This is a genomic window from Kineosporia mesophila (assembly GCF_021129235.1).
Lineage (GTDB): Bacteria > Actinomycetota > Actinomycetes > Actinomycetales > Kineosporiaceae > Kineosporia > Kineosporia mesophila.
Genome location: NZ_JAJOMA010000007.1, coordinates 114,938 through 139,765 on the forward strand (window position 1 = coordinate 114,938; position 24,828 = coordinate 139,765).

Annotated in this window: 22 protein-coding genes and 1 pseudogene; 7 read left to right on the forward strand and 16 right to left on the reverse strand. The window is 69.6% G+C overall.

Annotation, left to right across the window (positions count from 1 at the left end):
- Positions 1-112: 112 nt before the first annotated feature.
- The 4 genes from LR393_RS12020 to ssd are packed head-to-tail and all read right to left on the reverse strand — an operon-like array spanning position 113 to position 3,169.
- Positions 113-616: a type II secretion system F family protein gene (locus tag LR393_RS12020; RefSeq protein ID WP_231483932.1), complete on the reverse strand. Its 504-nt coding sequence runs from the start codon at positions 614-616 to the stop codon at positions 113-115.
- Entirely contained in the window at positions 613-1,224 is a 612-nt protein-coding gene (locus LR393_RS12025) for a type II secretion system F family protein (protein WP_231483933.1), read from the reverse strand. The genes LR393_RS12020 and LR393_RS12025 overlap by 4 nt, the downstream gene beginning before the upstream one ends.
- Entirely contained in the window at positions 1,221-2,414 is a 1,194-nt protein-coding gene (locus LR393_RS12030; protein ID WP_231483934.1) for a TadA family conjugal transfer-associated ATPase, read from the reverse strand. The genes LR393_RS12025 and LR393_RS12030 overlap by 4 nt, the downstream gene beginning before the upstream one ends.
- Positions 2,411-3,169 (reverse strand): septum site-determining protein Ssd, encoded by a 759-nt coding sequence (ssd, locus tag LR393_RS12035; protein ID WP_231483935.1) that lies wholly within the window; start codon positions 3,167-3,169, stop codon positions 2,411-2,413. Before ssd ends, LR393_RS12030 begins: the two co-directional genes overlap by 4 nt.
- 496 nt (positions 3,170-3,665) lie before the next feature.
- Here ssd and LR393_RS12040 point away from each other — a divergent pair, with 496 nt between their 5' ends.
- On the forward strand, positions 3,666-4,517 hold the full coding sequence (locus LR393_RS12040) for an HAD family hydrolase (RefSeq protein ID WP_231483936.1): 852 nt from the start codon (positions 3,666-3,668) through the stop codon (positions 4,515-4,517).
- A 397-nt stretch (positions 4,518-4,914) separates the two neighbouring features.
- Here LR393_RS12040 and LR393_RS12045 read toward each other — a convergent pair whose 3' ends face one another.
- Both LR393_RS12045 and LR393_RS12050 read right to left on the reverse strand, forming a co-directional pair.
- Complete coding sequence (locus LR393_RS12045) at positions 4,915-5,766, reverse strand: Fic family protein (protein WP_231483937.1); 852 nt, start codon at positions 5,764-5,766, stop codon at positions 4,915-4,917.
- A gap of 11 nt (positions 5,767-5,777) precedes the next feature.
- Positions 5,778-6,236 carry a GtrA family protein gene (locus LR393_RS12050; RefSeq protein WP_231483938.1) on the reverse strand — a complete coding sequence of 153 codons (459 nt, stop codon included), beginning with the start codon at positions 6,234-6,236 and terminating at the stop codon, positions 5,778-5,780.
- 98 nt (positions 6,237-6,334) lie between these two features.
- Between LR393_RS12050 and LR393_RS12055 the strand changes: the two genes are divergently transcribed.
- The 3 genes from LR393_RS12055 (at position 6,335) to LR393_RS12065 (ending at position 9,752) form a co-directional block, all read left to right on the forward strand.
- A complete protein-coding gene (locus LR393_RS12055) occupies positions 6,335-7,174 on the forward strand; it encodes a LytR/AlgR family response regulator transcription factor (RefSeq protein WP_269327072.1) in 840 nt (279 codons plus the stop codon).
- Positions 7,175-7,323: 149 nt separating this feature from the next.
- Positions 7,324-9,279: an acetate--CoA ligase gene (gene acs, locus LR393_RS12060; RefSeq protein WP_231483940.1), complete on the forward strand. Its 1,956-nt coding sequence runs from the start codon at positions 7,324-7,326 to the stop codon at positions 9,277-9,279.
- A 65-nt stretch (positions 9,280-9,344) separates the two neighbouring features.
- A complete protein-coding gene (locus tag LR393_RS12065; protein WP_231483941.1) occupies positions 9,345-9,752 on the forward strand; it encodes a VOC family protein in 408 nt (135 codons plus the stop codon).
- Here LR393_RS12065 and LR393_RS12070 read toward each other — a convergent pair.
- From LR393_RS12070 to sohB, 3 genes are all read right to left on the reverse strand, one after another.
- Positions 9,749-10,540: a hypothetical protein gene (locus tag LR393_RS12070; protein WP_231483942.1), complete on the reverse strand. Its 792-nt coding sequence runs from the start codon at positions 10,538-10,540 to the stop codon at positions 9,749-9,751. The genes LR393_RS12065 and LR393_RS12070 overlap by 4 nt on opposite strands.
- Positions 10,540-11,046, reverse strand: a complete 507-nt coding sequence (locus LR393_RS12075) for a SigE family RNA polymerase sigma factor (protein WP_231483943.1) — start codon at positions 11,044-11,046, stop codon at positions 10,540-10,542. The genes LR393_RS12070 and LR393_RS12075 overlap by 1 nt, the downstream gene beginning before the upstream one ends.
- A gap of 134 nt (positions 11,047-11,180) precedes the next feature.
- Positions 11,181-12,164, reverse strand: a complete 984-nt coding sequence (gene sohB / locus LR393_RS12080; RefSeq protein ID WP_231483944.1) for a protease SohB — start codon at positions 12,162-12,164, stop codon at positions 11,181-11,183.
- Positions 12,165-12,601: 437 nt separating this feature from the next.
- On the opposite strand from sohB, the gene LR393_RS12085 reads away from it, so the two are divergent.
- Positions 12,602-13,246 carry a TetR/AcrR family transcriptional regulator gene (locus LR393_RS12085; protein ID WP_231483945.1) on the forward strand — a complete coding sequence of 215 codons (645 nt, stop codon included), beginning with the start codon at positions 12,602-12,604 and terminating at the stop codon, positions 13,244-13,246.
- 25 nt (positions 13,247-13,271) lie between these two features.
- Entirely contained in the window at positions 13,272-14,261 is a 990-nt protein-coding gene (locus LR393_RS12090) for an aldo/keto reductase (RefSeq protein WP_231483946.1), read from the forward strand.
- Between the two features lie 5 nt (positions 14,262-14,266).
- On the opposite strand, the gene LR393_RS36990 is transcribed toward LR393_RS12090, so the two are convergent.
- Positions 14,267-15,178, reverse strand: a complete 912-nt coding sequence (locus tag LR393_RS36990; protein WP_345718860.1) for an aldo/keto reductase — start codon at positions 15,176-15,178, stop codon at positions 14,267-14,269.
- Positions 15,179-15,628: 450 nt separating this feature from the next.
- A pseudogene (locus tag LR393_RS36995) lies at positions 15,629-16,036 on the reverse strand (AraC family ligand binding domain-containing protein); the annotation flags it as partial.
- Positions 16,037-16,086: 50 nt separating this feature from the next.
- Between LR393_RS36995 and LR393_RS12100 the strand changes: the two are divergent.
- Positions 16,087-16,521, forward strand: coding sequence for a DUF2000 domain-containing protein (locus tag LR393_RS12100; protein ID WP_231483948.1), 435 nt, complete (start codon positions 16,087-16,089; stop codon positions 16,519-16,521).
- A gap of 96 nt (positions 16,522-16,617) precedes the next feature.
- On the opposite strand, the gene LR393_RS36340 is transcribed toward LR393_RS12100, so the two are convergent.
- The 5 genes from LR393_RS36340 to LR393_RS12125 all read right to left on the reverse strand — a co-directional run bounded on the left by LR393_RS36340 (position 16,618) and on the right by LR393_RS12125 (position 24,561).
- Positions 16,618-17,742, reverse strand: coding sequence for a GGDEF domain-containing protein (locus tag LR393_RS36340; RefSeq protein ID WP_231483949.1), 1,125 nt, complete (start codon positions 17,740-17,742; stop codon positions 16,618-16,620).
- 31 nt (positions 17,743-17,773) lie between these two features.
- Positions 17,774-20,233: a GcvT family protein gene (locus LR393_RS12110; RefSeq protein WP_231483950.1), complete on the reverse strand. Its 2,460-nt coding sequence runs from the start codon at positions 20,231-20,233 to the stop codon at positions 17,774-17,776.
- Positions 20,234-20,469: 236 nt separating this feature from the next.
- On the reverse strand, positions 20,470-21,408 hold the full coding sequence (locus LR393_RS12115) for an ABC transporter substrate-binding protein (protein ID WP_231483951.1): 939 nt from the start codon (positions 21,406-21,408) through the stop codon (positions 20,470-20,472).
- Positions 21,409-21,496: 88 nt separating this feature from the next.
- Positions 21,497-23,458 (reverse strand): ABC transporter permease, encoded by a 1,962-nt coding sequence (locus LR393_RS12120; protein ID WP_345718859.1) that lies wholly within the window; start codon positions 23,456-23,458, stop codon positions 21,497-21,499.
- Between the two features lie 2 nt (positions 23,459-23,460).
- Entirely contained in the window at positions 23,461-24,561 is a 1,101-nt protein-coding gene (locus LR393_RS12125) for a quaternary amine ABC transporter ATP-binding protein (protein ID WP_231483953.1), read from the reverse strand.
- Positions 24,562-24,828 lie beyond the last annotated feature (267 nt).

Consider the following 24,828-nt stretch of genomic DNA (forward strand, 5'->3'; position numbering starts at 1 on the left):
CCGCCCCGATCGCGGCCAATCTCAGACTGCCTGGCGAAGGTGCCCCCACCTGTGGGAAAAGGCCTGCCTGTGGATGGAATACGGATCGTGCAGGCTGTGGACGAAGAGAAGGTCATCCCGCCACCAGCCGGATCACCAGAGGGGCGATCCCGAGCAGCACGAAGGCCGGCAGGAGGCAGACCGCTCCCGGGATCACGAGCAGTACCTCCAGCCGGTGGATCGCGGCTGCCCTGGCCGTTGCCTGACGCCGCCGTTCCTCGGTCGCCGCCCGGCGGATCAGGGCCGAGGGCGGCAGTCCCGAACGGGCCGCCAGGGTGAGGGCCTCGGTCAGGGCGGCCGTCACACCGTCGGGCTCGGGGGAGCCCGGCTCCGGCTCCGGTATCGGACCGGTGACCAGATCGCTGAGCCGCAGCAGCTTCTCACCCCGGGGATCACCGAGCTCGGCGAGTACGGCGCCCGCTCCCCGTAACGCCGCGGCCGGGGGCGCGCCGCTCTCCACCAGCGCCGCGATCAGGTCGAGCACCAGCGGGCCGGGCATCACCGCGGTGACCGGGCCCGCCGGGCTCTGCGCCGACCGCCGGTGCGGCCGCAGGGCCCGGTCCAGCCGGACGCTCACGACCGTTCCCGCGAGGCCGAGCGGACGAGACGGGCCGTCCACCGCCGGCCCACCCACCAGAACCCGGCGCCGCCCAGCAGACAGGCCAGACCGGCCCCGGTACCGAACAGCACGCCCAGGGTGTTCACCCCGAGCACCGCGCCCAGCAGCAGGCCGATCACCGGCAGGGCCGCCAGCACGCGCGCGGTGGTGCGAGGCCCGGCCAGAGCCACTTCCCGTTCGTCCGACTCCGCGATCTGGGCCAGCAGCCCGTCGCCGATCCCGTCGAAGATCGCCGCCGCCGGGGCACCCGACCGTCGCACCACCTCGGCGGTGGCAGCCAGCCACTCCAGCGCCTCGACCCCCGGCCCCTCACACCCGCCGGCCGCCAGCCGCAGCCCTTCCGCGGTGGTCCCACCGACGGCCAGCATCCCGGCCACGGTCGCGGCCACCCGGGCGTCCGGCCCCCGTCCGGCGGCCAGCACCTCCCAGGTCCGCCCCGGCGGCACCCCGGCCCGGGACAGGGCCGACACCCGCCCGCACAACCGGGCCGCATCGTTGCGACCGATCGACGACCCCGCAAACTCCCGAAAACCTCCCGGGGACAGCCGAGAACTCAACCGGCTCATCCGCGTCCACCATCCAGTCGCTCAGCCAGCGCCGGCCACCCCGGCCCGCGTGACCCTTCGGCGAAGGGATCCCGCGGATCGGCCGTCAACGCCGGCAGCATGCTCAACTCGCCCCGCTCACCCCGCCGGGCCACCGCGATCTGCGTGACCTGGCGCCGGTTCCCGCGCCGTTCCACGTGCACCACGGCGTCGAGGGCGGCAGCGGCCTGGGCCCGCACCGCATCGGCCGAGAGCCCGGCGAGCGCACCCAGGGCCTCGAGCCGGGCGGGCACATCGGCGGGGGCGTTCGCGTGCACCGTGCCGCACCCGCCCGCGTGCCCGGTGTTGAGGGCGGCCAGCAGGTCGCGGACCTCGGCGCCCCGGCACTCGCCCACCACCACCCGGTCGGGTCGCATACGCAGCGCCTGGCGCACCAGAATCTCCAGCGAGACCTCGCCCGCTCCCTCGACATTGGCGTGCCGGGCCTCCAGGCGAACGAGGTGGGGGTGGGCGGGCCGGAGTTCGCCGACGTCTTCGACCAGCACGATCCGCTCGGCGGCCGGTACCAGCGACAGCAGGGAGGCCAGCAGCGTCGTCTTCCCGGCGCCGGTGCCCCCGCTGACCAGGAACGCGGCCCGCGCCGCGATCATCGCCCGCAGCACCGGTGCCCAGCCGGCGGGCAGCGAACCGGTCTCGACCAGCGTCTCCAGGCGCAGGGGTTCTGGCCGGAGCAACCGCAGCGAGATCAGCGTGCCCGTCGGGGCGACCGGCGGGATCACCGCGTGGAGCCGGATTCCGCCCTCCAGCCGGGCATCGGCGTAGGGCGCGGCGTCATCGAGCCGACGGCCCCCGGCCGAGGCCAGCCGGGTGGCGAGGGCCCGCACCGCGCTCTCCTGCGACAGCGCGGCCGGGCAGGGCACCCGGGTCAGGCCCTCGCCCCGGTCGATCCAGACCTCGCCCGGGCCGTTCACCAGCACATCGGTGACGCCCGGCAGGCGCAGGAACGGCTGGAGCGGGCCGAGCCCCCACAGCTCCGCGCTGATCCGCTCGGTCGCCGCCAGCACGTCGTCCTGCCCGAGCACCTGCCCCAGCCCGGCCGACGTGGCCGCGACCATCGCCGCGAGTTCGTGCCGCCCCGGCCGGTCGTGGCCGGCCAGCCCACCCCGCAACCGGGTGACGACCGCCGAGAGCGCCGCCTCGGACGTCTTCACGCCAGCTCCTCAAGCAGGTCCCGGCAGAACCGGGCCAGCGGCCCCCGGCGGCGCAGCCCGGGAGGTTCGCCCCGATCGAGAGCCGCCTTCAGCCTCGGCTCGGGCGGCAGCAGCCCGGCCGGCGGCAGGCCGAGTGCGGTGCAGATGCCGGTCGGGTCGAGGCCGGACGGTGCGGGCCCCCTCACCACGACACGGAGATCGGCCACCCGTGGCCGCAGGGAGGCCACCACGCGCCGCGCTGCGGCCGTCGCGCGGACCTCGGCGGGCACGACCACCACACCGGCGTCCACGACCCGCACAGCGGCCCTGGCGGCCTCGTCCAGATGCCGGGGTAGATCGAGTACCACCACGGGATACTCGGCCCCGGCCGAGTCGAGCACCGCGGACACGGCCGCGGCGGACGGACCGGTGGCCGGCCCGGAACGGGCTGCGGCCAGCACGTGCACGCCGTCGATCAGCGGCAACGAGCCCGACAGGCTGCCCGGCAGCAACCGGCCCCGGGCCGAGGTCAGATCGGGCCAGCGCAGGCCGGGTTCGTCCTCCGCGCCGAGCAGCAGGTCGGCCCCGCCACCGAGCTGATCGATCTCGACCAGGAGGGTCGGTCCGGTCCGGGCCGCCGTCCGGGCCAGGGCCGCGGCCAGCACGCTCGCCCCGGCGCCCCCGCAACCACCGATGACGCCGACCATCAGGCCGCGGTGTTCCCGGGCGGTTCGGTGCGGATGAGGAGCGGGTAAGGGCGGAAGAAGAAGGGCCATGGGCCCAGATTCCGCATCCGGCGATGTGCCGGCCGGGAGAAGACCTGGTCTGTGGATAACCGGGCGGTCGTGCCGGCTGTGGAGAACTCGTCCGGCGGCAGGGGAAGAAATCCACCGGCAAAAGGCGACGGCCCCCGCTGGGGGGGAGCGGGGGCCGTCTGGCCGGTCCGGCTCGGGGGGGAGGAGTCGGACCGGGCGGGCACGGCAATTAAGCCGGCAACATCAGTCTGTACCCCCTGTGGCGTCCAGTGCAACACCTACGCCACCGGACAGCGGCAACTCGACAGGAAAGAGACAGCCAAAAGGCCGTTCTAGTGACAGCCAAGCACTTTGTGTTACCCCAAAAAGTGATTCGGCATTAACTGCTCACCGTGCGTCATGGGCGATTGTGCTGATCCCGGCCGGAATTCCGGGGAGCCGAACGCCTGAAAGTTCTTGCCGAAAGCAGCCCTGCCTTTACTACGGGTGATTTGGGTGTGCACTTATCCTGATCGGCATGGGTGAAGGCGCGGTCGGTCCGGGGCTCGAGGCGGCGTTCTTCGATCTGGACAAGACGGTCATCGCCAGATCCAGCACGGTGGCGTTCTCCCGGCCGCTGCACGCCGGGGGCCTGCTGACCCGGTCCGCGATGCTCCGCAGCGCCTACGCGCATTTCATTTACCACGCGAGTGGCGCCGATCACACCCAGATGGAACACATGCGCGACCTGGTCTCGCGCATGGTCATCGGCTGGGAGGTGCAGCAGGTGAGCGACATCGTCGCCACCACGCTGGCCGAGCTGATCGCGCCGATCGTCTACGAGGAGGCCACGGCCCTGATCGCCGAGCACAAGGCGGCGGGCCGCGACGTCGTCATCGTCTCCGCCTCCGGGATCGAGCTGGTCGAGCCGATCGGGGCCCTGCTGGGCGTCGACCACGTGGTGGCCACCCGGATGGTCATCGACGAGGGGCGCTACACCGGCGCCATCGAGTACTACGCCTACGGTGCGAACAAGGCCGCGGCGATCCGCGAGCTGGCGGCCGAGCGCGGCTACCGCCTCGAGCGCTGCTACGCCTACAGCGACTCGATCACCGATCTGCCGATGCTCGAGGCGGTCGGGCATCCCGTCGTGGTCAATCCCGACAAGGGGCTGCGGCGCGAGGCGATGACGCGGGACTGGCCGGTGCAGGACTTCGTGCGTCCCGTCAGCCTGCGCCCGCGGTTCCCGGCGCAGAAGACGGGGACGGCCGCGCTGGGCACCGCCGCGGCCGGGGCCGCCGCGGGCCTGGTCTGGTACGCCAGCCGACGCAAGGAATCCGGCCGGGAGGCTACCCGCGTGCGTCGGGCGCCTTCCCGGCCGGAGTCGTAACCTTTTCTCAGGGGATACTTTTCATAGGCTGCCTCGGTCTTCGGGCGGGGGATGGAACTCCGTGCCGGGTGGCGGCGCCCCGCAGCAGGGCGCCGCCACCCGGGAGCACGGTTCCCGACTACCAGGCGCGCAATGGCAATTCGCCGGAGCGGTGCAAGCCCGTCCAGGCGGGTCCTCACGAGGACTGGTCGCGCGTGGGTACCGATCAACCGTGCTGTCCGTGTGGATCCGGAGAACCTCCGTTCATTCCGGTGTTTCGGATCCTGGGTACAGGTGTACTCCGGAATTGCCGCCCGCAACAGGGGCTACCGGCCGTTCGTGCGATCCGGAGTGGTCGCGTAAGCCTTCTGGGCCAAGGTTTTCGTCAAAGCTTCCAAGCATGGACGCCAACCAGCCCCTACTCCGAGGTACCGGACACGCGTCCCCTCGTGACCGCGTCGCAGACCACGCGACCCTCGCCCGCCCCCTTGACCACCGCGTCCGCACTCTGGACCAGCCAGTCCGCGACCGCGTCCACCCGTCCGCTCGTGTACGCCTGCAGACTGCGGTGGTAGGCCGGGCCGGCATCCAGGTGGGCGGCCTCCCACACCACCACGCCCATCGGGTCCAGCCCCCGCCCGACCATCACCGCGTGGGCGACGGCCCGGGCGACCAGACCGTTGCCCGCCACGAAGGGCCGGGCGGTAAGGATCTCGGCGTGCACCAGGGCGGCCACCACCAGCGCCGGGGCCGAGGGGGGCGCGGCCAGCAGATCGGTGATCCCGTCCAGCCGGGCACCCAGGGCCCGGCCCACGGGCGCGCTCGCGGGCTCCCCGATGCCGTCGGCGGGAAGTTCGCTGCCCTGACGCGGACGGCCCACCTGCTCGGCCGGCAGCAGATCGCCGGCTGCCGACAGGTGCAATCGGGCCAGCGCCTGGGCCGGGGCGGCGGAGAGGGACTTCTCCAGCTGTGCCGCCTGCGAGTAGACCCGCACAGCAGCCAGGGCCAGGCGACCGGAGGCGTCGTCCGGGAGGGAGGAGGCGCCCCGGGCGACGTCCCGGATCAGGTCGAGGGGATAACGGGCACCCTCCAGCGCGGCGGAGCTGCGGGCCGAGCGCACCGTGGCCTCGGCCCGGGCCTCGGCCGAGCGACGGCGCAGGGCGTTGTGCCACCGGATCTCGGTGCAGGCCGTGCGGGCCGACTGCACCGCGGCAGCCACTCCCGGCAGATTCTCCAGGGCGGCCAGGCTCTCGCCCAGGGAAACGGTCACAGCCCCCGAGACTAACCAGCCTTCGGAAGCCGCATCCGCAGGGCGATGAACCGCAGCACCGTGGAGATCGCGTTGGCCACCGTCAGCACGACCACCTCGACCCAGTGCGCGTCCACCCCGGCCCAGTGGATGACAGCCAGCGAGCCGTTCGTCAGCGCCAGCCCGACGGCGAACGCCAGCAGCCCGACGGCGTGATCCCCGGCCAGACCCGCGTTGCCCCTGACCCCGAAAGTGACCCGGCGGTTGGCCGCGGTGTTGGCAACTGCGGTGATCAGGAGGGCCAGCGTGTTGGCGGCGAAGGAGTTCATGAAACTTCGCAGGATCAGGTAGAGCACCGAGTAGGCCAGTGTGCTGAGCACGCCGACCCCGGCGAAGCGGAGCAGCTGGCCTATCGTCTTACGGCGTTGACCTGCGACTTTGTGCCTGCCACCGGCGCTTGCGACGAGGTCCGGGCTGGTCGGTGCGGTCATGGGATCGAGCGTGCGCCCGGAAACTCAAAGTCCCCTGTGTGTGACTTATGGAAATTCATAGGTTCACAGGAACACGGTGCGTCCTTACTCTTGTCCGTATGGCAACGGCGCCTGGGAACGTGACGGCAATTGGTCGGGGCAGAACTACCGGTCCGCGATGGACCCATCCCCCGGACCCGGCTCCGCTACGGGCACTCATCGTTGACCCGGACGGAGCGGCACTCGCTCGGATGACGCAGTTCCTCCGGGCCGATCCGCGGATCAGTGCTGTGCGCACCACGCGTAACCGCGCGGGAGCGTTACAGATACTTCGCGACGATCCGGTCGACCTTCTGGTCTGCGACGTGTCCACACCCGGGCTGGACGGGCCGCACCTGGCCCGTGCCCTCGCCCGGATCGACCGACATCCACATCTGGTGTTCACCGTTCCGGCCCGGCAGCATCCACCCCGCTCGTTCGAGCTGGACTCGGTGGAGTATGTCGACAAGCCGGTGACCGCCGAGCGTCTGGCCGAGGCGGTGAGACGCACGGTCGCGGCCTCGACCGACGAGACCATCGCCGTGGAACTCGCGGGGGTCACCCGGTTCATCCGGCGCTCGCAGATCCTGTTCGTGCAGGCCCAGGGCGATTACGCCCGCCTGCACACGGCGACGGGCAGTCATCTCATCCGGGTGCCCCTGACCACCCTCGAAGAGCGCTGGGAACCCTACGGTTTCCTGCGCATCCACCGCAGCACGATGGTCGCGCTGCCGCATGTGGACGAGGTGCGCACGGTCGGGGGCCGCATGCGGGTCCGGCTTCGCGGGCGCACGCTCCAGGTCAGCCGGCGCCAGGGCCGGCACGTGCGCGAGGTGCTGCTCGCCGGGGCCGGCGAACCACCGCCGCGCGCCGATCACGCTCAGAGTTCCCACGAACCCCGGGTCGCGGACGCGGGCTGAACCGATCCCTGTCCGACGGGGCAGGCCTTTCCCCTCCCGGGGAGAGACCTGCCCCGTCGCCGTGTCGCTGTCGGCCCGGGGCGATTAGGGTCAGGTGAGCACGAGCACACCTGTGACTTAGATGACGCGAACGTCTTGAAGGGGATCCGATGACGGACGAGACCCTGTCGAACCTGCTCCACGAGGAACGGCGATTCCCGCCGGACCCGGCGTTCGCCGGCGCCGCACTGGCCCAGCCGGAGCTGTACCAGCAGGCCCAGGCCGACCGCCTGGCCTTCTGGGACGAGCAGGCCCGGGCACTGGACTGGACGACGGAGTGGACCCAGACCCTGGACTGGTCGAACGCCCCGTTCGCGAAGTGGTTCGTCGGCGGCACACTGAACGTGGCCTACAACTGCGTGGACCGGCACGTGGACGCCGGTAACGGCGAGCGGGTGGCGCTCCACTTCGAGGGTGAACCCGGTGACACCCGGTCGATCACCTACGCGCAACTGCAGCGCGAGGTCTCCAAGGCGGCGAACGCCCTGCTCGGCCTGGGTGTCGAGGCCGGCGACCGGGTGGCCATCTACCTCCCGATGATCCCGGAGGCGGTGATCTCGATGCTGGCCTGCGCCCGCATCGGCGCCGCGCACTCCGTGGTGTTCGGTGGTTTCTCCGCCGAGGCCCTGCGCAGCCGCATCGATGACGCCGACGCCAAGGTGGTCATCACCTCGGACGGCGGCTACCGGCGCGGGAACCCCTCGGCGCTCAAGCCGGCCGTCGACGCCGCGGTGGTGAACACCCCGTCGGTGAAGAAGGTTCTCGTCGTGCAGCGCACGAAGCAGGACGTGGCCTGGGACGACTCCCGGGATGTGTGGTGGCACGACGTGGTCGACAGTGCGGAAGACGTGCACCAGCCGCAGGCCTTCGACGCCGAGAACCCGCTGTTCATCCTCTATACCAGCGGCACCACGGGTAAGCCCAAGGGCATCCTGCACACCTCCGGCGGCTACCTGACCCAGGCCGCCTACACCCACCGCAACGTCTTCGACCTGCGGCCGGAGAAGGACATCTACTGGTGTACCGCCGACATCGGCTGGGTCACCGGGCACAGTTACATCGTCTACGGCCCGCTGGCCAACGGCGCCACCCAGGTGATCTACGAGGGCACCCCCGACACCCCGCACAAGGGCCGGTTCTGGGAGATCATCCAGAAGTACAAGGTCACGCAGCTCTACACGGCGCCGACCGCGATCCGGACCTTCATGAAATGGGGGGACGACATCCCGGCCCAGTACGACCTGTCGTCCCTGCGGGTGCTCGGGTCGGTGGGCGAGCCGATCAATCCCGAGGCCTGGATCTGGTACCGCAAGCACATCGGCGGCGACCAGGCCCCGATCGTCGACACCTGGTGGCAGACGGAGACCGGCGCCATCATGATCAGCCCGTTGCCCGGCGTCACCACCGCCAAGCCCGGCTCGGCCCAGGTGGCCCTGCCCGGTATCGGGATCGACGTGGTCGACGACGCGATGAAGCCGGTGCCGAACGGATCCGGCGGCTACCTGGTGCTCACCGAGCCGTGGCCGTCGATGCTGCGCGGTATCTGGGGGGACCCGGAGCGGTTCAAGGAGACGTACTGGTCGCGGTTCGAGGGCCTGTACTTCGCCGGCGACGGCGCGAAGAAGGACGAGGACGGCGATATCTGGCTGCTCGGCCGGGTGGACGACGTGATGAATGTGTCCGGCCACCGGCTCTCCACCACGGAGATCGAGTCGGCGCTGGTCTCGCACCCGAAGGTCGCCGAGGCGGCCGTGGTCGGGGCCTCCGACGAGACCACCGGCCAGGCCGTGTGCGCCTTCGTGATCCTGCGCGGCGACGCGGGGTACGACGAGTCGCAGTCCGAGGCCGTGATCGCCGAGCTGCGCAACCACGTGGCGAAGGAGATCGGCCCGATCGCCAAGCCGCGGCAGGTGATGGTGGTCAACGAGCTACCGAAGACCCGCTCCGGCAAGATCATGCGCCGTCTGCTGCAGGACGTGGCCGAGAACCGCACTGTCGGCGACGTCACCACCCTGGCCGACTCGACGGTGATGGACCTGATCAAGAAGGGCCTGCGCGCCGGGTAACCTCCTGTGACCGGGCAAAGGTTCCCCCGGGGGAGCCTTTGCCCGATCACGCCGAAGGAGAGTGAATGTCGCAGACTCCGGGTCCCCGTGGACTCCTGCACCACGTCGAGCTCTGGGTGCCCGAGCTGTCCCGGGCAGTTGCCGAATGGGGCTGGCTGCTGGGTGAACTCGGCTACGAGCAGTTCCAGGACTGGCCCGCCGGGCGCAGCTGGACCCAGCACGGCACCTATCTGGTGGTCGAGCAGAGCAAGGCCATGACACCGGACCGGCACGAGCGCCTGCGGCCGGGCCTGAACCACCTGGCCTTCCACGCCGGCACCCGGGAACAGCTCGGCGACCTGGTGGCCCGGGCGCCGGAGCAGGGCTGGAAGCCTCTCTTCGGGGAGAAGTACCCCTTCGCGGGCGGCCCCTCGCACTACGCCGGATACCTGGAGAACAGCGACGGTTTCGAGGTCGAACTGGTCGCTTCCTAGCTGCCGGACTTCTCCTCGAAGATCCACGCGGTGGAGTCGTTCTCGGTGTTCGACCAGGTGAGGGAGCGGCCGTTGGCGGCCAGGTAGGCCGTCATGGTCGACTCACTGACCACGGAGGAGATCGCGTAGGTGGTGCCGTCGTCCGACAGCGTCATCCGGAAGTGCTGCTTCTCGTCATCGTCGTCACAGATCTCCTGGCGGAAGTCGACCTCTCCGTTCGTGACACAGATCAGGTCCGGTTCGCTGGTCGGATCACCCATTTCCCAGACATCTTTCGTGCCCGGCACCGGGATGAGCAGCATCTGCCCGGAGTAGCTGATCCACGTCTCCTTGCGGTTCGACTTGGTGAGGTCGAGCTTCTCGGTCTTCGGGCCGTACGTCAGCATCCGGCTTCCCGGGCCGGTGTTCGCCGCCCAGATCCAGTACTGCGTATTGCCCTTCGCCGGGCTGAGCCGGTCGGTGCGGGTGGGGATCTTCACCGTGCTGCCCGATGACGGCGTCGGGGTGCTGGAGGACGCGTCGGTACCGGTCGGTGTCGGGTTGACCGGGGACGAGGTGGCCGGGGCGGCGGGGACGATCCGCGTGCGGGTGCTCTCCTGGCTCACCCAGGCCGTTACCCCTCCGGCGATGAGCGCGACCACGGCGAAGGTACCGACCGCCAGCCGGGTGCGCTGCGCCCGGCGTTTACGGTCGCCGCGGCGACGCAGCTCGCCGGGGGACGGCAACTGCCCGGAGGACTGTGCGAGTCCGTCCAGGTCGCGCAGGCGCTGCTCCACTTCGTCCACCATTACTCGCTTCTCCCGCCGTAGGCCGAGGAGGCGGACTCCCCGAGCTCGTTCTTCAGGGCCGCGCGGCCCCGCGACAGCCACGACTTCACGGTGCTCTCGTTGGCCTTCATCTCCCGGGCCACCTCGCGCACGGGCAGGTCGGCGATGAAGTGCAGCACCAGGGCCTGGCGCTGTTTGGCCGGCACCTTCTGCAGGGCCTGCACCAGCATCACCCGGGCGGGGTCGGGGGCCGTGGCCAGCGGGTCGGAATGCTGGTCGCGGCGATGCGCCAGCAACCGGTTCCGGGCCTTGCGCCAGTTGCTCACCGCCACCCGCAGGGCCACCGTGCGCACCCAGGCCTCCGGCGAGCCGTACTTCTGCAGGCTCGGCCAGCGCTGCCAGGCCCGGGCGTAGGCCTCGGCGACGGCGTCCTCCGCGGCGCTCAGGTCGCCCGTCATCACGTAGACCTGGCCGAGCAGCTTCCGGGAGGAACCGGCGTAGAAGTCGTCGAAGTCGGCGTCGTTCATCCGGTCACCTCACCCCTCGGCCGGCCGGCGCGTTGGCATTCACACCGGCAAACACGTGCGACCGGGCCGCCCGGTTGCAGTTCTTCTGAGAAAATCACCTGATGGACGCGGACCCGCACCTTTTCGGGTGGGGGTCAGCGTAGCCGCGCGAGGGCGGCCTGTCCCGATTCGGTGAGCCGCCGGACCCGGGAGAGCGGCACCGGGCAGGTGACCTCGAACAGGTCGGCCCGCTCGCGCGCGGCCAGCAGGTAGTCGTCGCTGGTGCGTAGTTCGTCGACCAGGTTCAGCTCGAGAGCATCGCTGCCGTACCAGTACTCACCAGTGGCGACCCGCTCCAGCTCGATGCCGGGGCGCTGCTCGACCACGAAAGTCTTGAACAGGTCGTGGATCTCGTTGACCTGCTCGGTGACCTTGGCCCGGTCCTCGTCGGTGTTGCGGCCGAACATCGTCACGGTGCGCTTGAACTCGCCGCCGGTGAACTGCTCGACCTCGACCCCGAGCCGGTCGAGCAGCCGGTGGAAGTTGGGGATCTGCGAAACCACGCCGATCGATCCGATGATCGCGAACGGTGCGGCCACGATGCGGTCGGCCACGCAGGCCATCATGTAGCCGCCCGACGCCGCGACGGTGTCGACGCAGACGGTGAGCGGGATGTCGCGGTGCCGCACACGCTGCAACTGCGAGGCGGCCAGGCCCTGGTCGTTGACCGTGCCACCCGGATTGGTCAGGCGCAGCACCACCTCGTCGGCCGGGGTGGCCAGGCTGAGCACGGCCGTGATCTCTTCCCGCAGGCCACTCACCCGGGAGGCGCGCAGATCGCCGTGGAAGTCGAGCACGAACACCCGGGGCCGGGCCGGGATCTTCCCCCGGGCGGCCAGCTTGCGCTGCGACTTCTGCACCCGGCGCCGCTCGCGCAGTGCCCTCTTCGGGAGTACCGCCTCGGCGAGCTTGTCCCGCAGGTGGTCGTAGTGGTCGCCGATGTTCTTCACCCGCAGCCGGGACTGGGGTTTTCTCGGGGCGGCGAGCCGGGCCACCCCCACCACGAGAGCTCCCAGCAGCGCGACCACGGTCACGCCCTCGGCCAGGAACAACAGATAGTCCGTCAAGGCGTGCCGCATGCTCCACTTTAAACCGCCAGGTGACGGGTGGGACGGTGATTCACGGGGCCGCCGGGGAAAGGCCCGGGGAAATTGACCGTGATCCGGGTCACACCGCCACTGGGTCTGGACGATTGTCAAGAATTCTTCTGGCCAGATGTCCAGCAATTCTGCCGAAGTTCATTGTGCCGCACTATTTCCGGTGAGCGAAAGCAGCTTTCGGCAAAGCCCGGGGATTCACCCTCCGGGTGATTTCCGGGAACCGCGGGACGCCAGGGGTATGAAGAAGGGGTAAAACCCATACCGTTCGCCGCTTCCAGCCGGTCGGAGGAGGGGACGGGGCGGCGGGCCGGGGTGCTGCGGCGCCGCTATCGTGCGGGTCGACGGCTGGATCGACGTACGGACGCGAGCGACGAGATCCCACGGGGGAGAGTGTGGCTGAGCCAACGGGGCAATTCGTGGCAGCCGGTGACGAAAGACCGGCACGCCACGAAGGCCGGGGCCGCGGAAGTGGAAAATTCGAGCAGCGGCGCACCGAACTCGCCGACGCTGCGCTGAAAACTCTGTCGGAACTGGGATATGCCCGCACCAGTCTGCGGGAGATAGCTCAGAATTCCGAGTTCTCGCACGGCGTGCTGCATTACTACTTCATCGACAAGGTCGATCTGATCACCCAGTGCGTGCGCCAGTACAAGAAGCGCTGCATGTGCCGGTACGACGACATCGTCGACACCGCCACCACCGGGTCACAGTTGCGGCACGACTTCGCCCTGGCGATGGCCGAGTCGATGGTGCAGGACTCCGATCTGCACCGGCTCTGGTACGACCTGCGCTCGCAGTCGATGTTCGACGACGCGTTCCGCGCCGACGTCGGCGCGATCGATACCGGATTGCAAGACATGACCTGGCGCGTCGCGACCCGCATCAGCCAACTTGCCGCGGTGCCGCTGCCGTTCGGCGCCGACGTGATCTACGGCCTGCTGGACGGCCTGTTCCAGCAGGCACTGCTACGACACTGTGGCGGCGATGCAACGGCGTCCGACTACCTGATCGGTGCCATCGACGAGGTGATGGCGAGGTTCATGCCGCTGGCGCCGGTTTGAGCTGGAGGCCCTATCGTTGCGGGCTATGGAGAAACGGACCCTGGGCCGGACCGGCCGCAGTGTGGGAGTCATCGGGCTGGGAGCCTGGCAGCTCGGTGCCGACTGGGGTTCGGTGAGCACGCAGGACGCGCTGGCCACCCTGCACGCCGCCGTCGCGGCCGGTGTGACCTTCATCGACACCGCCGACGTCTACGGCGACGGGCGCAGTGAGAAGGTCATCGGCAAGCTGCTGAAAGAGCTGCCCGACGCCGGGCTGACGGTCGCCACCAAGCTGGGCCGACGCGCTCAGCCCTTCGAGCCGGCCTCGTTCACCAAGGACAACATGAAGGCGTGGGTCGACCGCAGCCGGTCGAACCTCGGCGTCGACACGCTGGACCTGGTGCAGCTGCACTGCCCACCGACCCCGGTCTACTCGACGGACAAGGTCTACGACGCGCTCGACTCGATGGTGGCGAAGGGCCGGATCGCGGCCTACGGCGTCAGCGTCGAGACCTGCGCCGAGGCCGTCACCGCGATCGCCCGCCCGAACGTGGCGAGCGTGCAGATCATCCTCAACCCGCTGCGGCAGAAGCCGCTGGAGCAGGTGCTGCCCGCCGCCGAGGCCGCCGGCGTCGGCATCATCGCCCGGGTTCCCCTGGCCAGCGGCCTGCTGTCCGGCCGCTACAGCGAAGACACGGTCTTCGCCGACGACGACCACCGCACCTTCAACCGCTCCGGTGAGGCGTTCGACGTCGGCGAGACCTTCGCCGGCGTTCCCTTCCGGGCCGGGGTGCGTGCGGTTCGCCGCCTGCAGCAGCAGCTTCCGGACGACGAGGGCACGCTCGCCCAGACCGCCCTGCGCTGGATCCTCGACCAGCCGGGCGTCACCACGGTGATCCCGGGCGCCCGTTCACCCGAGCAGGCCCGGGCCAACGCCGCCGCCGCCGAGCTGCCCGAGCTCAGCGACGACGTGCGCGGCGTGATCCGGCGGGTCTACGACGAGGACATCCGTCCCCTGGTGCACAACCGCTGGTAAAGCTCTCAGGCCGAGGCCGTGGTGAGTTCGTCCACCTCGGCCTCGGTCAGTTCCACCTGCTCCGTGAGGGCCGGAAGCTGTTCCACCGTGCGGGCACTCGCGATCGGGGCGAGCACGTTCGGGCGGTTCCGCAGCCAGGCCAGAGCAATGGTGGTGAGCTGCGCCCCGTGCGCCGCCGCCACCCGGTCGAGTGCGTCGAGCACCCGGAAACCCCGCTCGTCCAGGTAGTTCCCGGCCCGGTCGCCGCGCTCGCGGCCGGCCACGTCGTCCACCGTGCGGTACTTGCCGGTGAGGAAGCCACTGGCCAGCGAGTAGTAGGGGAAGACCGCCAGGTCTTCCTTGGCCACCAGTGCGGCCAGCTCGCCCTCGACGATGTCGCGCTCGACCAGGTTGTAGTGCGGCTGCAGGGCCACGTACCGGGCCACGCCCAGGTCATCGGCGATGCGCAGGGAACTCTCCAGCCGTTCGGCGGTGAAGTTCGACGCCGCCAGGTAACGCACCTTGCCCTCGCTGACGAGCTCGCCGAAGGCCGCCACGGTCTCTTCCTGGGGCGCGTCCGGGTCGTCGTAGTGCGCGTAGTACAGGTCGATGTAATCGGTCTGCAGGCGCCGCAGCGAGGCCTCGACGCTCTCGCGGATGCTGTCGCGGGTGAGCCCCTTCAGCTTGGTCGCGATCACCACGTCGTCCCGGCGCCCACGCCGGGCCAGCCAGTTACCGATGATCGTCTCGGACTCCCCTCCCACGTTGCCCGGCACCCAGTGCGAGTAGCCCTCCGCCGTGTCGATGAAGTTGCCCCCGGCCTCGGTGTACGCGTCGAGCACGGCGAATGACCGCTGCTCGTCGGCGGTCCAGCCGAAGACGTTCCCCCCGAGGCAGAGCGGGAAGACATCGAGGTCGGTGCGGGGAATCAGGGACACGGGGGAACCTCCTGGGCGGGCGACGACTACCGGTAGCGACAACGCATCACCCACGACGTCATTCCCGCCCCGCCGAAGCTGTGAACCGGCCCGGCGTGGTGCCCAGCATCCGCCGGAAGTGCCGGGCCAGGTGCGACTGGTCGTAGAACCCCGCCAGCACCGCCACCCGGGCCGGGGGCTCACCGGAAGCAGAAGCCCGCGCGCCTTCTCCACCCGCCGCCCGGTCAGGTACAGGTGCGGTGGCATGCCGAACTCGCGGGTGAACGACCGCACCAGGTGGGTCGGGTCGCGGTGCAGGGTCCGGGCCGCATCCTCCAGTGAGATGCCCTCCACCACGTGGTCTTCCAGGAGGTCGCGGAGGTCGTGGGCGAGGCCGGCCCGGTGCTCGGGACGCTCCGGGGGCGAGCCCAGCATCTCCTGCACGCGCTCGCGGATCAGGGCCAGGCGGCTGGCGGCCTCCAGGTCCTCCGTGCGGCGCCCCAGCACCACGTTCAGCTGGTGCACGCGCAGTCGCAGCACCGGATCGTGCAGGGAGGGCTGCCGGAGCGCGGCATCCACGAGGGCGGGGCCGAACTGGGTCTCGTCCAGGTAGAGCACCCGCTTGCGGAAGCCACCGGGCCCGGCGGCCCGCCCGTCGTGCGGCACTCCCGGCGGCAGCACGGTGACCGTGCTGGTCAGGGCTCCGTGCTCGTGGCGGGCGAGGTGGTAGCGCACCGCCCCGGAGTCGATGAGCATGAGGATCCACGCGTCGTGCGCGTGCATCGGGTAGGCGTGCTGGTGGAAGCGGGCATGCAGCACTTCCCGGACACCACTCAGGCCCGGTTGCCACGCCGTGAGCTCCGGCGCCTCGTCCGCCATGTCAAGAACGTACAAGAGCCTGCTGGAGGACGCGGGGCACCATCGGTCGCGTGAGTACAGCAGAACTGGCACCCATCCGTTTCGACACCAAGATCGCGGTGCTCCTGCGCGACGACCTGGCCCCCTGGCAGCGCCTCAACGTGTGTGCCTTCCTGGTCAGCGGCATCACCGCGGGCCAGCCCCACCTGATCGGTGAGCCCTACGAGGACGCCGACGGCACCGGCTACCTGGGCATGCTGCGCCAGCCCGTGCTGGTGTTCCAGGGGTCGAAGGACGTGATCACCGCGGCGCACGGAAAGGCCCTGGGCCGCGAGCTCCCGATGTCGATCTTCACGACCGACCTGTTCGCCTCGGGTAACGACCGCGACAACCGCGCCGCCGTGGCCGCCGTGCCCCGGGCCGAGCTCGATCTGGTCGGGATCGCCGTGCACGGCCCGAAGAACGCGGTCGACAAGGTGCTCAAGGGTGCGGTCATGCACCCCTGACCGAAGAGCCCCGACCTGCTCGTGATCAGGCAATCCCCCAGCCTTCGGCCGGGAGGTCCGGGGAAGTTTGCAGGATCACGCACAGGGTGGAGCGGGTCACGGACGGCTGGGTGGGGGTTTATGGACGAGGAGGGGCGTTGGGGTTGCCGCCTCCGGTGGGGGGTTGAGGGAGGCGGTGCGGGTCGGCCCGACCTGCCCGCGCCCGGCGTGCTTGGCCGCGTACAGCGAGGCGTCCGCGGCCGAGTACAGATCGCGCAGCGGCATCGGGCCGGGATCGCTGTGTCCCACCCCCACGCTGATCCCGAGGGTCAGGTCCGCCCCGGTGCTCATCGGCAGGGGGTGGCTCAGCACGCGGGCCAGCAGGGTCCGGGCCCACTCCTGCGCCGTGTGGGCGGTGCACCGGGTCAGCAGCACCGCCATCTCGTCCCCGCCGAGCCGGGCGACCACCACGTCCGGCCCGGCGTCGTGGCGCAGCAGCGCGGCCAGGTGCACCAGGGCGTCGTCCCCGACCGGATGGCCGTAGGTGTCGTTGATGGCCTTGAAATGGTCCAGATCCAGCAGCACCAGAGCCGTCCCCCGGGCGTCACCGCCCTGCCGGGGGACCAGCGGCATCAGCGCCTGGTGCATGGCCTCGTCCAGCACCCGCCGGGTGACCAGCCCGGTGAGCGGATCGCGGGAGGCCTGGGCCTTGAGCATGGCGACCAGCCGGTCGTGCCGCTGGGCTCCGAGCAGCAGGATGCCGGTGATCAGGCCGATCACCAGGGACACGTCGAACCAGTCGTACACGCCGCCACCGTCCGGCCGCAGCACCGCGACGGTCAGGGCGACGCCGAACATGCAGAACACGGCCACGATCAGCGCGCCCAGGGATCTCAGGTGCGTGGCCGCGAACAGGGCAGGCAGGCAGAACATCACCTGAGCCCCCGCCGAAGCGTCCCGGGTGGCGATGTTCAGCGTCACCACGCTGACGATGCCCAGGAGCGGGGCGAGGATGAGGAGAGCACCCCGCACGGCCTCGGGAAGACGCCTGATCGTCAGGACGCCGGCCAGGGCGATGGAGATGACGGGCGAGCCGATCATCATGGTCCGCTGAGTCGCCGGCCCGGGCAGCCCGATACTGGAGACCGGGATCGCGGCGGCCGAGAGCAGGAGGATCCAGCTCGCGGTCCGCGCCGCGGCCCTCGGATTCCGGGCGCCGAGTCCCGAACGCGCCCAGTTCACACCTCCTCGTCGGTCGCCGCGCCCCCGGACTTCAGCCGCGCAGGCGCTTCATCTCCGGGTCGAACAGCGGTTCCGCCGCCACCGTGGCGGGCAGGCGCCGGTCGAAGTAGCCGATCTCGACCCGCTGACCCGGCACCGACAGCGAGGCGGGCAGCCAGGCGTAGGCAATGGGAGCGTCCACCGTGTACCCGTAGGCGGCGCTGGTGACGTAGCCGACGCAGGCGCCGTCACGGTAGACCGGCTCCTTGCCCAGGGGCTGGTCGTAGGTGGCCGCATTCTCGTCGACGTCGACCAGCAGGCAGGTCAGGCGGCGGGAGACGGACTCCTGGCGGGCCACCACGGCTTCCCGCCCGAGGAACGACTCCTTCTGGAGCCGCACCGCGAAGTCCACCCCGGTCTCCCAGGGGTCGTGCTCGAACGTCATGTCCGTGCCGAACGACCGGTACCCCTTCTCCAGGCGCAGGCTGTTGAAGGCCCCCCGCCCGGCGGCGATCAGGCCGTGCCCCTGACCGGCGGCCCAGAGCGTGTCCCAGAGCTTCTGGCCCTGGTCGGAGGTGGTGTAGAGCTCCCACCCGAGTTCCCCGACATACGACAGGCGCATCGCGGTGACCGGGATGTAGCCGATCTGGATCTCCTTGGCGCGGAAATATTTCAGGCCCGCGTTGGAGACGTCGTCGTGGGTCAGGCCGGCCAGCACGTCGCGGGCCCGGGGCCCCCACAGGCCGATGCAGCAGGTTCCGGGCGTGATGTCGCGGACCTGAGTGAGGCCGTCGTCGGGCAGGTGCCGCGAGAACCAGGCCTCGTCCAGGGCCCCGTTGGCGCCCACCTGGTAGCGGTCGCGGCCGAGCCGGGCGATGGTGACGTCGCTGCGGATGCCGCCGTCGGCGTCGAGCAGCAGCCCGTAGGTCACCGAGCCGATCGACTTGTCCACGTTGCCGGTGAACATCGTCTGCAGGAACGCGGTGGCGCCGCGCCCGGTGACCTCCAGCCGCTTCAGCGCGGTCATGTCGAACATCGACACCTGCTCACGGGTGTGCTGCGCCTCGGCCGCGACGATCGGCGACCAGTAGCGCGAGGCCCAGGCGTCCGGTGTGCGCGTCGGGTACTTCGCCACGAGGGGGGCGTTCGAGCGGTACCACTGCGGGCGCTCCCAGCCCGAGGCCTCCAGGAACATCCCGCCCAGCTCCTGCTGGCGGTGGTAGAAGGGCGTGGTGCGCAGTGGACGCGGGTCTTCCATCGGCTGGAGCGGGTGCTTGATGTCGTAGACCTCGACGAAGTTCTGGCAGTCCCGGGCCAGCACGTAGTCGGGTGTCAGCTGGTGCTTCTCGAACCGGTTGACGTCGCACTCGTGCAGGTCGAACGACGAGCAGTGGCCGTCGACCAGCCATTCGGCCATCGCCGCGCCGACCCCGGCCGAGTGCGTCACCCAGACCGCCTCGGCCACCCAGAAGCCCTCCACCTCGGTCGAGGGCCCGAGCAGCGGGAAGTCGTCGGTGGTGAACGAGAAGATGCCGTTGATCGCCTCACCCACCGACGTGCCGGCCAGATCGGGCAGCAGGCGCTGGCTTTCGGACCAGGCCGGGGCGAAGTCGTCGGGCGTGAACTCCAGCACCGAGGGCATGTCGGGGGCCTCGCCCACGGAGAGGATCTCGTCCTGGGCGACGGGCATCGGCCGGTGGCCGTAGTAGCCGATGCCGATGCCCTCGAAATGCTCCCGGTAGTACAGGTCGCCGTCCTGGTGCCGCAGGATCGGGCGCGTCGCCTCGGCGGTGGAACCGGCCAGCGAGGGAACGGTTTCGGTCCAGGCCAGCTGGTGCCCGAGCGGGGTCAGCGGCAGGGTCAGGCCCACCATCGCGGCCACCTTCGGACCCCAGAAACCGGCGCAGCAGACCACCAGATCGGCCTCGATGTCGCCCTGGTCGGTGCGCACCCCGGTGACCTTGCGGCCGTCGTCGGTGCGCAGCACGTCGAGCACCTCGTGCTGGTCGAGCACCTTCACACCGCGCGACCGGGCCCGCCGCAACTGTGCCTCCACGGCCCGCACGGCCTTCGCCAGGCCGTCGGTGGGCAGGTGCAGGCCCCCGAGCACCCGCGACTCGTCGAGCATCGGCCACAGGGCCGTACATTCGGCCGGGGTGATCACCGTGGCGTCGATGCCCCAGGCCGTGGCCCAGCCGGCCCGGCGATGCAGCTCGGCCAGACGTTCCGGGGTGGTCGCGATCTCCAGCCCACCCACCTGGAGGAAGCACGGCTCACCGTCCAGGTCGAGCGAGACCAGCTTCTCCACGGTGTATTTCGCCAGCTGCGCCATGGTCTTGGACGAGTTGGCCTGGAACACCAGACCGGGCGCGTGCGATGTCGACCCGCCAGGTCTGGGGAGTTCGCCCTGCTCGACCACGGTGATCTCGGTCCAGCCCCGGCCGGACAGCTCGTCGGCGAGGGCGGCTCCGACGACGCCTGCTCCGATGATGACGACGCGCGGTCCAGTCATGGCCCAGCCTCCTGTGGGTGCGTATTACGCAACTCAAATCATCAAGCGCAACTCGACTGTCCAACGTCGGGCGCACTGAGTCAAGAGGCAAGTACGGGCAAAGTGCCACGCCGACCGCGAGAAGCTCAACGACGTCCAAAATTGTTGCCCTGAAACGCAACCGGAACATCGAGGCGACCTGACCGCAAAACCCGAGCGGGGCAGTGGCCGCAGCCACTGCCCCGCTCGTGAAAGACCTACTTGATCCAGGCGTCGACCTTGGCCTGGTTCGCGTCGACCCACTTCTTCGCGGCGTCCTCGTCGTCCATCTTGTCCTCGGCGATGTACTTCGCCACGATGTTCTGGTCGTCGTTGGTCCAGCTGAAGTTCTTCACCAGCTTCGCGGCCGGGCTGCCCGAGTCCATGAACTCGGTGCGCGCGAACTTGATCAGCGGAGTCTCCGGGTAGTCGCAGTCGACCTTCTCCGGGTCGGCGTCGCAGCCCTCGCTGTACGCCGGCAGGTCCACCTTCACCAGGGGAACCTCGGAGAGGAACCACTGCGGCGTGTAGAAGTAGCCCAGCAGCGGGGTCTTCTTCTCCTCGGCCTGACGGAAGGCCGTGATCAGCGCGGCCTCGCTGCCCGCGTAGACCACCTTGTAGTCGAGGTCCAGGTTCTTCACCAGGGCCTCGTCATTGGTGACGTACGACGGGTCACCGTCCAGAACCTGGCCCTTGCCGCCCGACTCGGAGGTCTTGAACAGGTCGGCGTACTTGTTCAGGTTCTTGGAATCGGTGATGTCCGGGTACTTCTCGGCCATCCACGGCGGAACGAACCAGCCGATCTGGCCGACGTTGCCGCTCTCGCCGACCTTGGTGGCGACCTTCTGCTCGTCGACGTACTGCTTCTCCAGGTCGGGGTGACCCCAGTCTTCCATGATCACGTCGATCTCGCCGGAGGCGAATCCCTGCCAGGAGACCTCCTCGGTCAGGTCTTTCGTGTTCACCGAGCAGCCGAGTTCCTTCTCGGCCACGTACTTGACCACGGCGACGTCGGCCTCGAAGCCGACCCACGGGTTCACGGCCATGTTCACGGTGCCGCAGTCTTCGGCGGAGCCTCCGCCCGACCCGGTGCTGCCGGACTCCACGGTCGCGCCGCCGCAGCCGGACAGCGCCAGGCCGAGGGCTGCCGCCCCCAAGACGGCCCTCCTGGCCTTGTTATTGTCTAGCACGGGGTTTCATCCTCCTGATGGGCATGCATGAATCTGGAACGGCACGCACTTACTGTCAGGCCGTGCGCCGGCGTTCGGCGGCGGCCTGAGTGATCCGGTTGAGCATGATGCCCAGGATGACGATGGCAAACCCGGCGGTGAGGCCCTTGCCGAACAGCTCACCCTGTGAGAAGCCCGCCACCACGTCGTATCCCAGCGCGCCGGCACCGACCAGGCCACCGACCACGATCATCGCGAGCACATAGCAGATGCCCTGGTTGGCCGCGAGGACCAGCGCCTGCCGGGCCATCGGGATCTGCACCTTCCAGATGATCTGGGTGCTGCTGGATCCCGAGGCGATCGCGGCCTCGACGGTGGTCGCCGAGACCCCGGAGATGCCGTCGGCCACCACCTTGATCACCACCGGCGCAGCGTAGAGCACGGCGGCCAGGATGGCGGTGAACCGGCTGGCGGCGAACAGGGCCAGGAACGGCACCAGGTAGACGAACGGCGGCATCACCTGAAGCGCGTCGAGCACCGGCCGGATCACCATGTCGGCGCGCCGGCTGCGGGCCATCCAGACGCCGACCACGATCCCGATCACCATCGTGGCGGCGGTGGCGATCAGCGTGGCGGCCAGCGTGGTCATGCTGTCCTGCCAGAGTCCGCTGAACACCAGACCGGCCACGCAGAACGCGGTGAGCACGGTGACCCGGAGATTGCCGAGCAGATAGGCCAGCGCCAGCAGCAGGGCCGCGACCAGCCACCACGGCGACTCCACCAGCAGCGTCTGCAACGGGTCGATCAGCAGCAGGCTGGTGGTGTCTTTCATCCAGCCGGTGACGTCCGACGCCTGGGTCGTGAACCAGTCGGCGAAATTACCGCTGATCCGGGCAATGTCGTTGCCGAAGTTGATGTCGGTGCTGCCCACGGTGTCCGGGAACTCGGCCGCCCAGATGAAGGTGCGGGAGAGATAGATCGCGAACAGCGTGAGGACGCCCGCCACCCCCAGGAGGGGAAGCCGGAGTTTGGAGGGCCGATGGGTACGGGCCCGCCGGCTCGCGGCCGTGGTCAGCCGGTCCAGCACGATCGCCATCACCACGATCGCCAGCCCGGCGTTGAACGAGGTGCCGACGTCGAGGGTCTGGAGCGCCTTGAGGATGGTCTTGCCCAGACCGGGCGCGTCGATCAGCGAGGCCACGGTGGCCATCGAGAGCGCGGCCATGATGGTCTGGTTCAGGCCGAGCACGATGGTGCGCGTCGACATCGGCAGCAGCACGCCGGTCAGCCTCTGGAACCCGTTGGCACCCAGCGACTCGGAAGCCTCGACGCTGGCCCGCGGCACGGACCGGATGCCGTGCGCGGTGTAGCGCACGGCCGGTGGCAGCGCGTAGACCAGGGTGACGAGGGTGGCCGAGGCCGGCCCGATGAGGAACAGCAGGGCGAACGGGGAGAGGTAGACGAAGGTCGGCATCGTCTGGAGGAAGTCCAGTACCGGCGTGACCACCGCGTTGACCCGGTCGGACAGGCCGGCCCAGATGCCCAGCGGGATACCGATCACCAGCGCCAGCAGCACGGCCGAGAGGGTGAGGGCGAGCGTGTCCATGCTCTCTTCCCACAGCCCCTGCAGGCCGATGAAACCGAAGCCCGCGATCACCAGGAGCGCCACCCGCAGGTTGGCGAAGGCCACCGCGATCAGCGTGATGATCGAGACCACGCCCAGCCAGCCGATCACCGGCACCGGGCGGCCGTAACTCGGCTGCGCGATGAGGTTCTGGATCAACGTGGTGAGACCGTCGACGAAAGCCCGGATCTCGTTGAAGAAATACAGGAAGAGCGGGCTGTCGTTGCGGTTGGTCGTGACCCAGTGATTCACGTCGTTGAACCAGCGGTGCAGCGCCGTGGTGTCCGAGGGCACCAGCGAGAGTGTGTTCTGACCACGGAACACCGCGGCCAGCACCACGAAAACCACCAGCACGGCCGCGATGATCCGGCCCCGGCCGGGTTTCGCGATGGCCGCCCGGGAGGCCGTCAGCACGGTCACCGGGCGCCTGCCACGATCGCGAGAATCTCTTCCTGGCCGACGATTCCGAGCAGCTTGCCGGCCTTGTCCACCACCTTGACGGGCTTGTGGCTCTCCAGCACCACACGGGTGGCGTCGCGCACCACCACCTCCGGCCCCAGTTCCGGGCCGTCGGTCGGGTCGGCGTCGGAGACCGGCCGCATGATCCAGCGCAGGGTGAGCACGTCGCCCTTGGGCACGTCCGAGACGAAGTCCCGCACGTAGTCGTCGGCCGGGGCCCCGACCAGCTCGTCGCCCGTGCCGATCTGGACCGGCCGGCCGTCGCGCATGATCAGGATGCGGTCGCCGAGTTTCAGCGCCTCGGAGAGGTCGTGGGTGATGAAGATCATGGTCTTGCCCAGCTCGCGGTGCAGCCGGATGACCTCGTTCTGCATGTCCCGCCGGATCAGCGGGTCGAGCGCGGAGAAGGGCTCGTCGAAGAGCATCAGGTCGGGCTCCACGGCCAGCGCCCGGGCCAGGCCCACCCGCTGCTGCATACCGCCGGACAGCTGATCGGGGTAGGAGTTTTCGTAACCGGCGAGGCCGACCAGCTCGATCACCTCGTCGGCGCGCTTACGCCGCTCGGCCCGGCCGGCGCCGCGCACCTCGAGGCCGTAGGCCACGTTGTCGGCCACCCGTCGGTGCGGGAGCAGGCCGAAATTCTGGAACACCATGGAGAACTTGTGACGACGCAGTTCTCGCAGGCGCTTCGCGTCAGCCTCGAGCAGGTTCTCGCCCTCGAAGACCACCGAACCACTGGTGGGTTCGATGAGCCGGGTGAGACATCGCACCAGCGTGGACTTACCGGAGCCGGACAGGCCCATCACCACGAACACCTCGCCCGGGGCCACGTCGAACGAGACGTCGCGCACCGCGATGGTGTTACCCGTGCGCTGCATCAGTTCCTTGCGCGGGAGCTCACACAATTCTTTATTTGCCGGTACGGCAGCGGCTTTCGGGCCGAAGACCATCCACAGGTCGCGCACCGAGATATGCGGTGCGGCGGGGGCGGTGGTCGGTTCGGCGCTCGTTCCGGGCACTACGGCCAGGTCTTGACTGTCCCCGGTGACGGCGGCCATCGCTCACCTTTCTGATTATCCACAACGGAAGGGCCAATGGCCCTGGGCGAGCTACGGACTTCATGAAATGTTGCGTATGGCGCACTACGATTCTTCTTGGGGGACACACTGTGCCCGTGGTGAGGTCATGGTCAAGGTATACGGTCGTTTCGGTGTGGTTAATCTAGCCAAAGCCGTAGCTATACCCGAATCTCCGTCGCCCAATCGTGACATGACGCACTGTTGGTCACCCGTTCACTCTGAGTAGTGATTACGGACGACCAACAG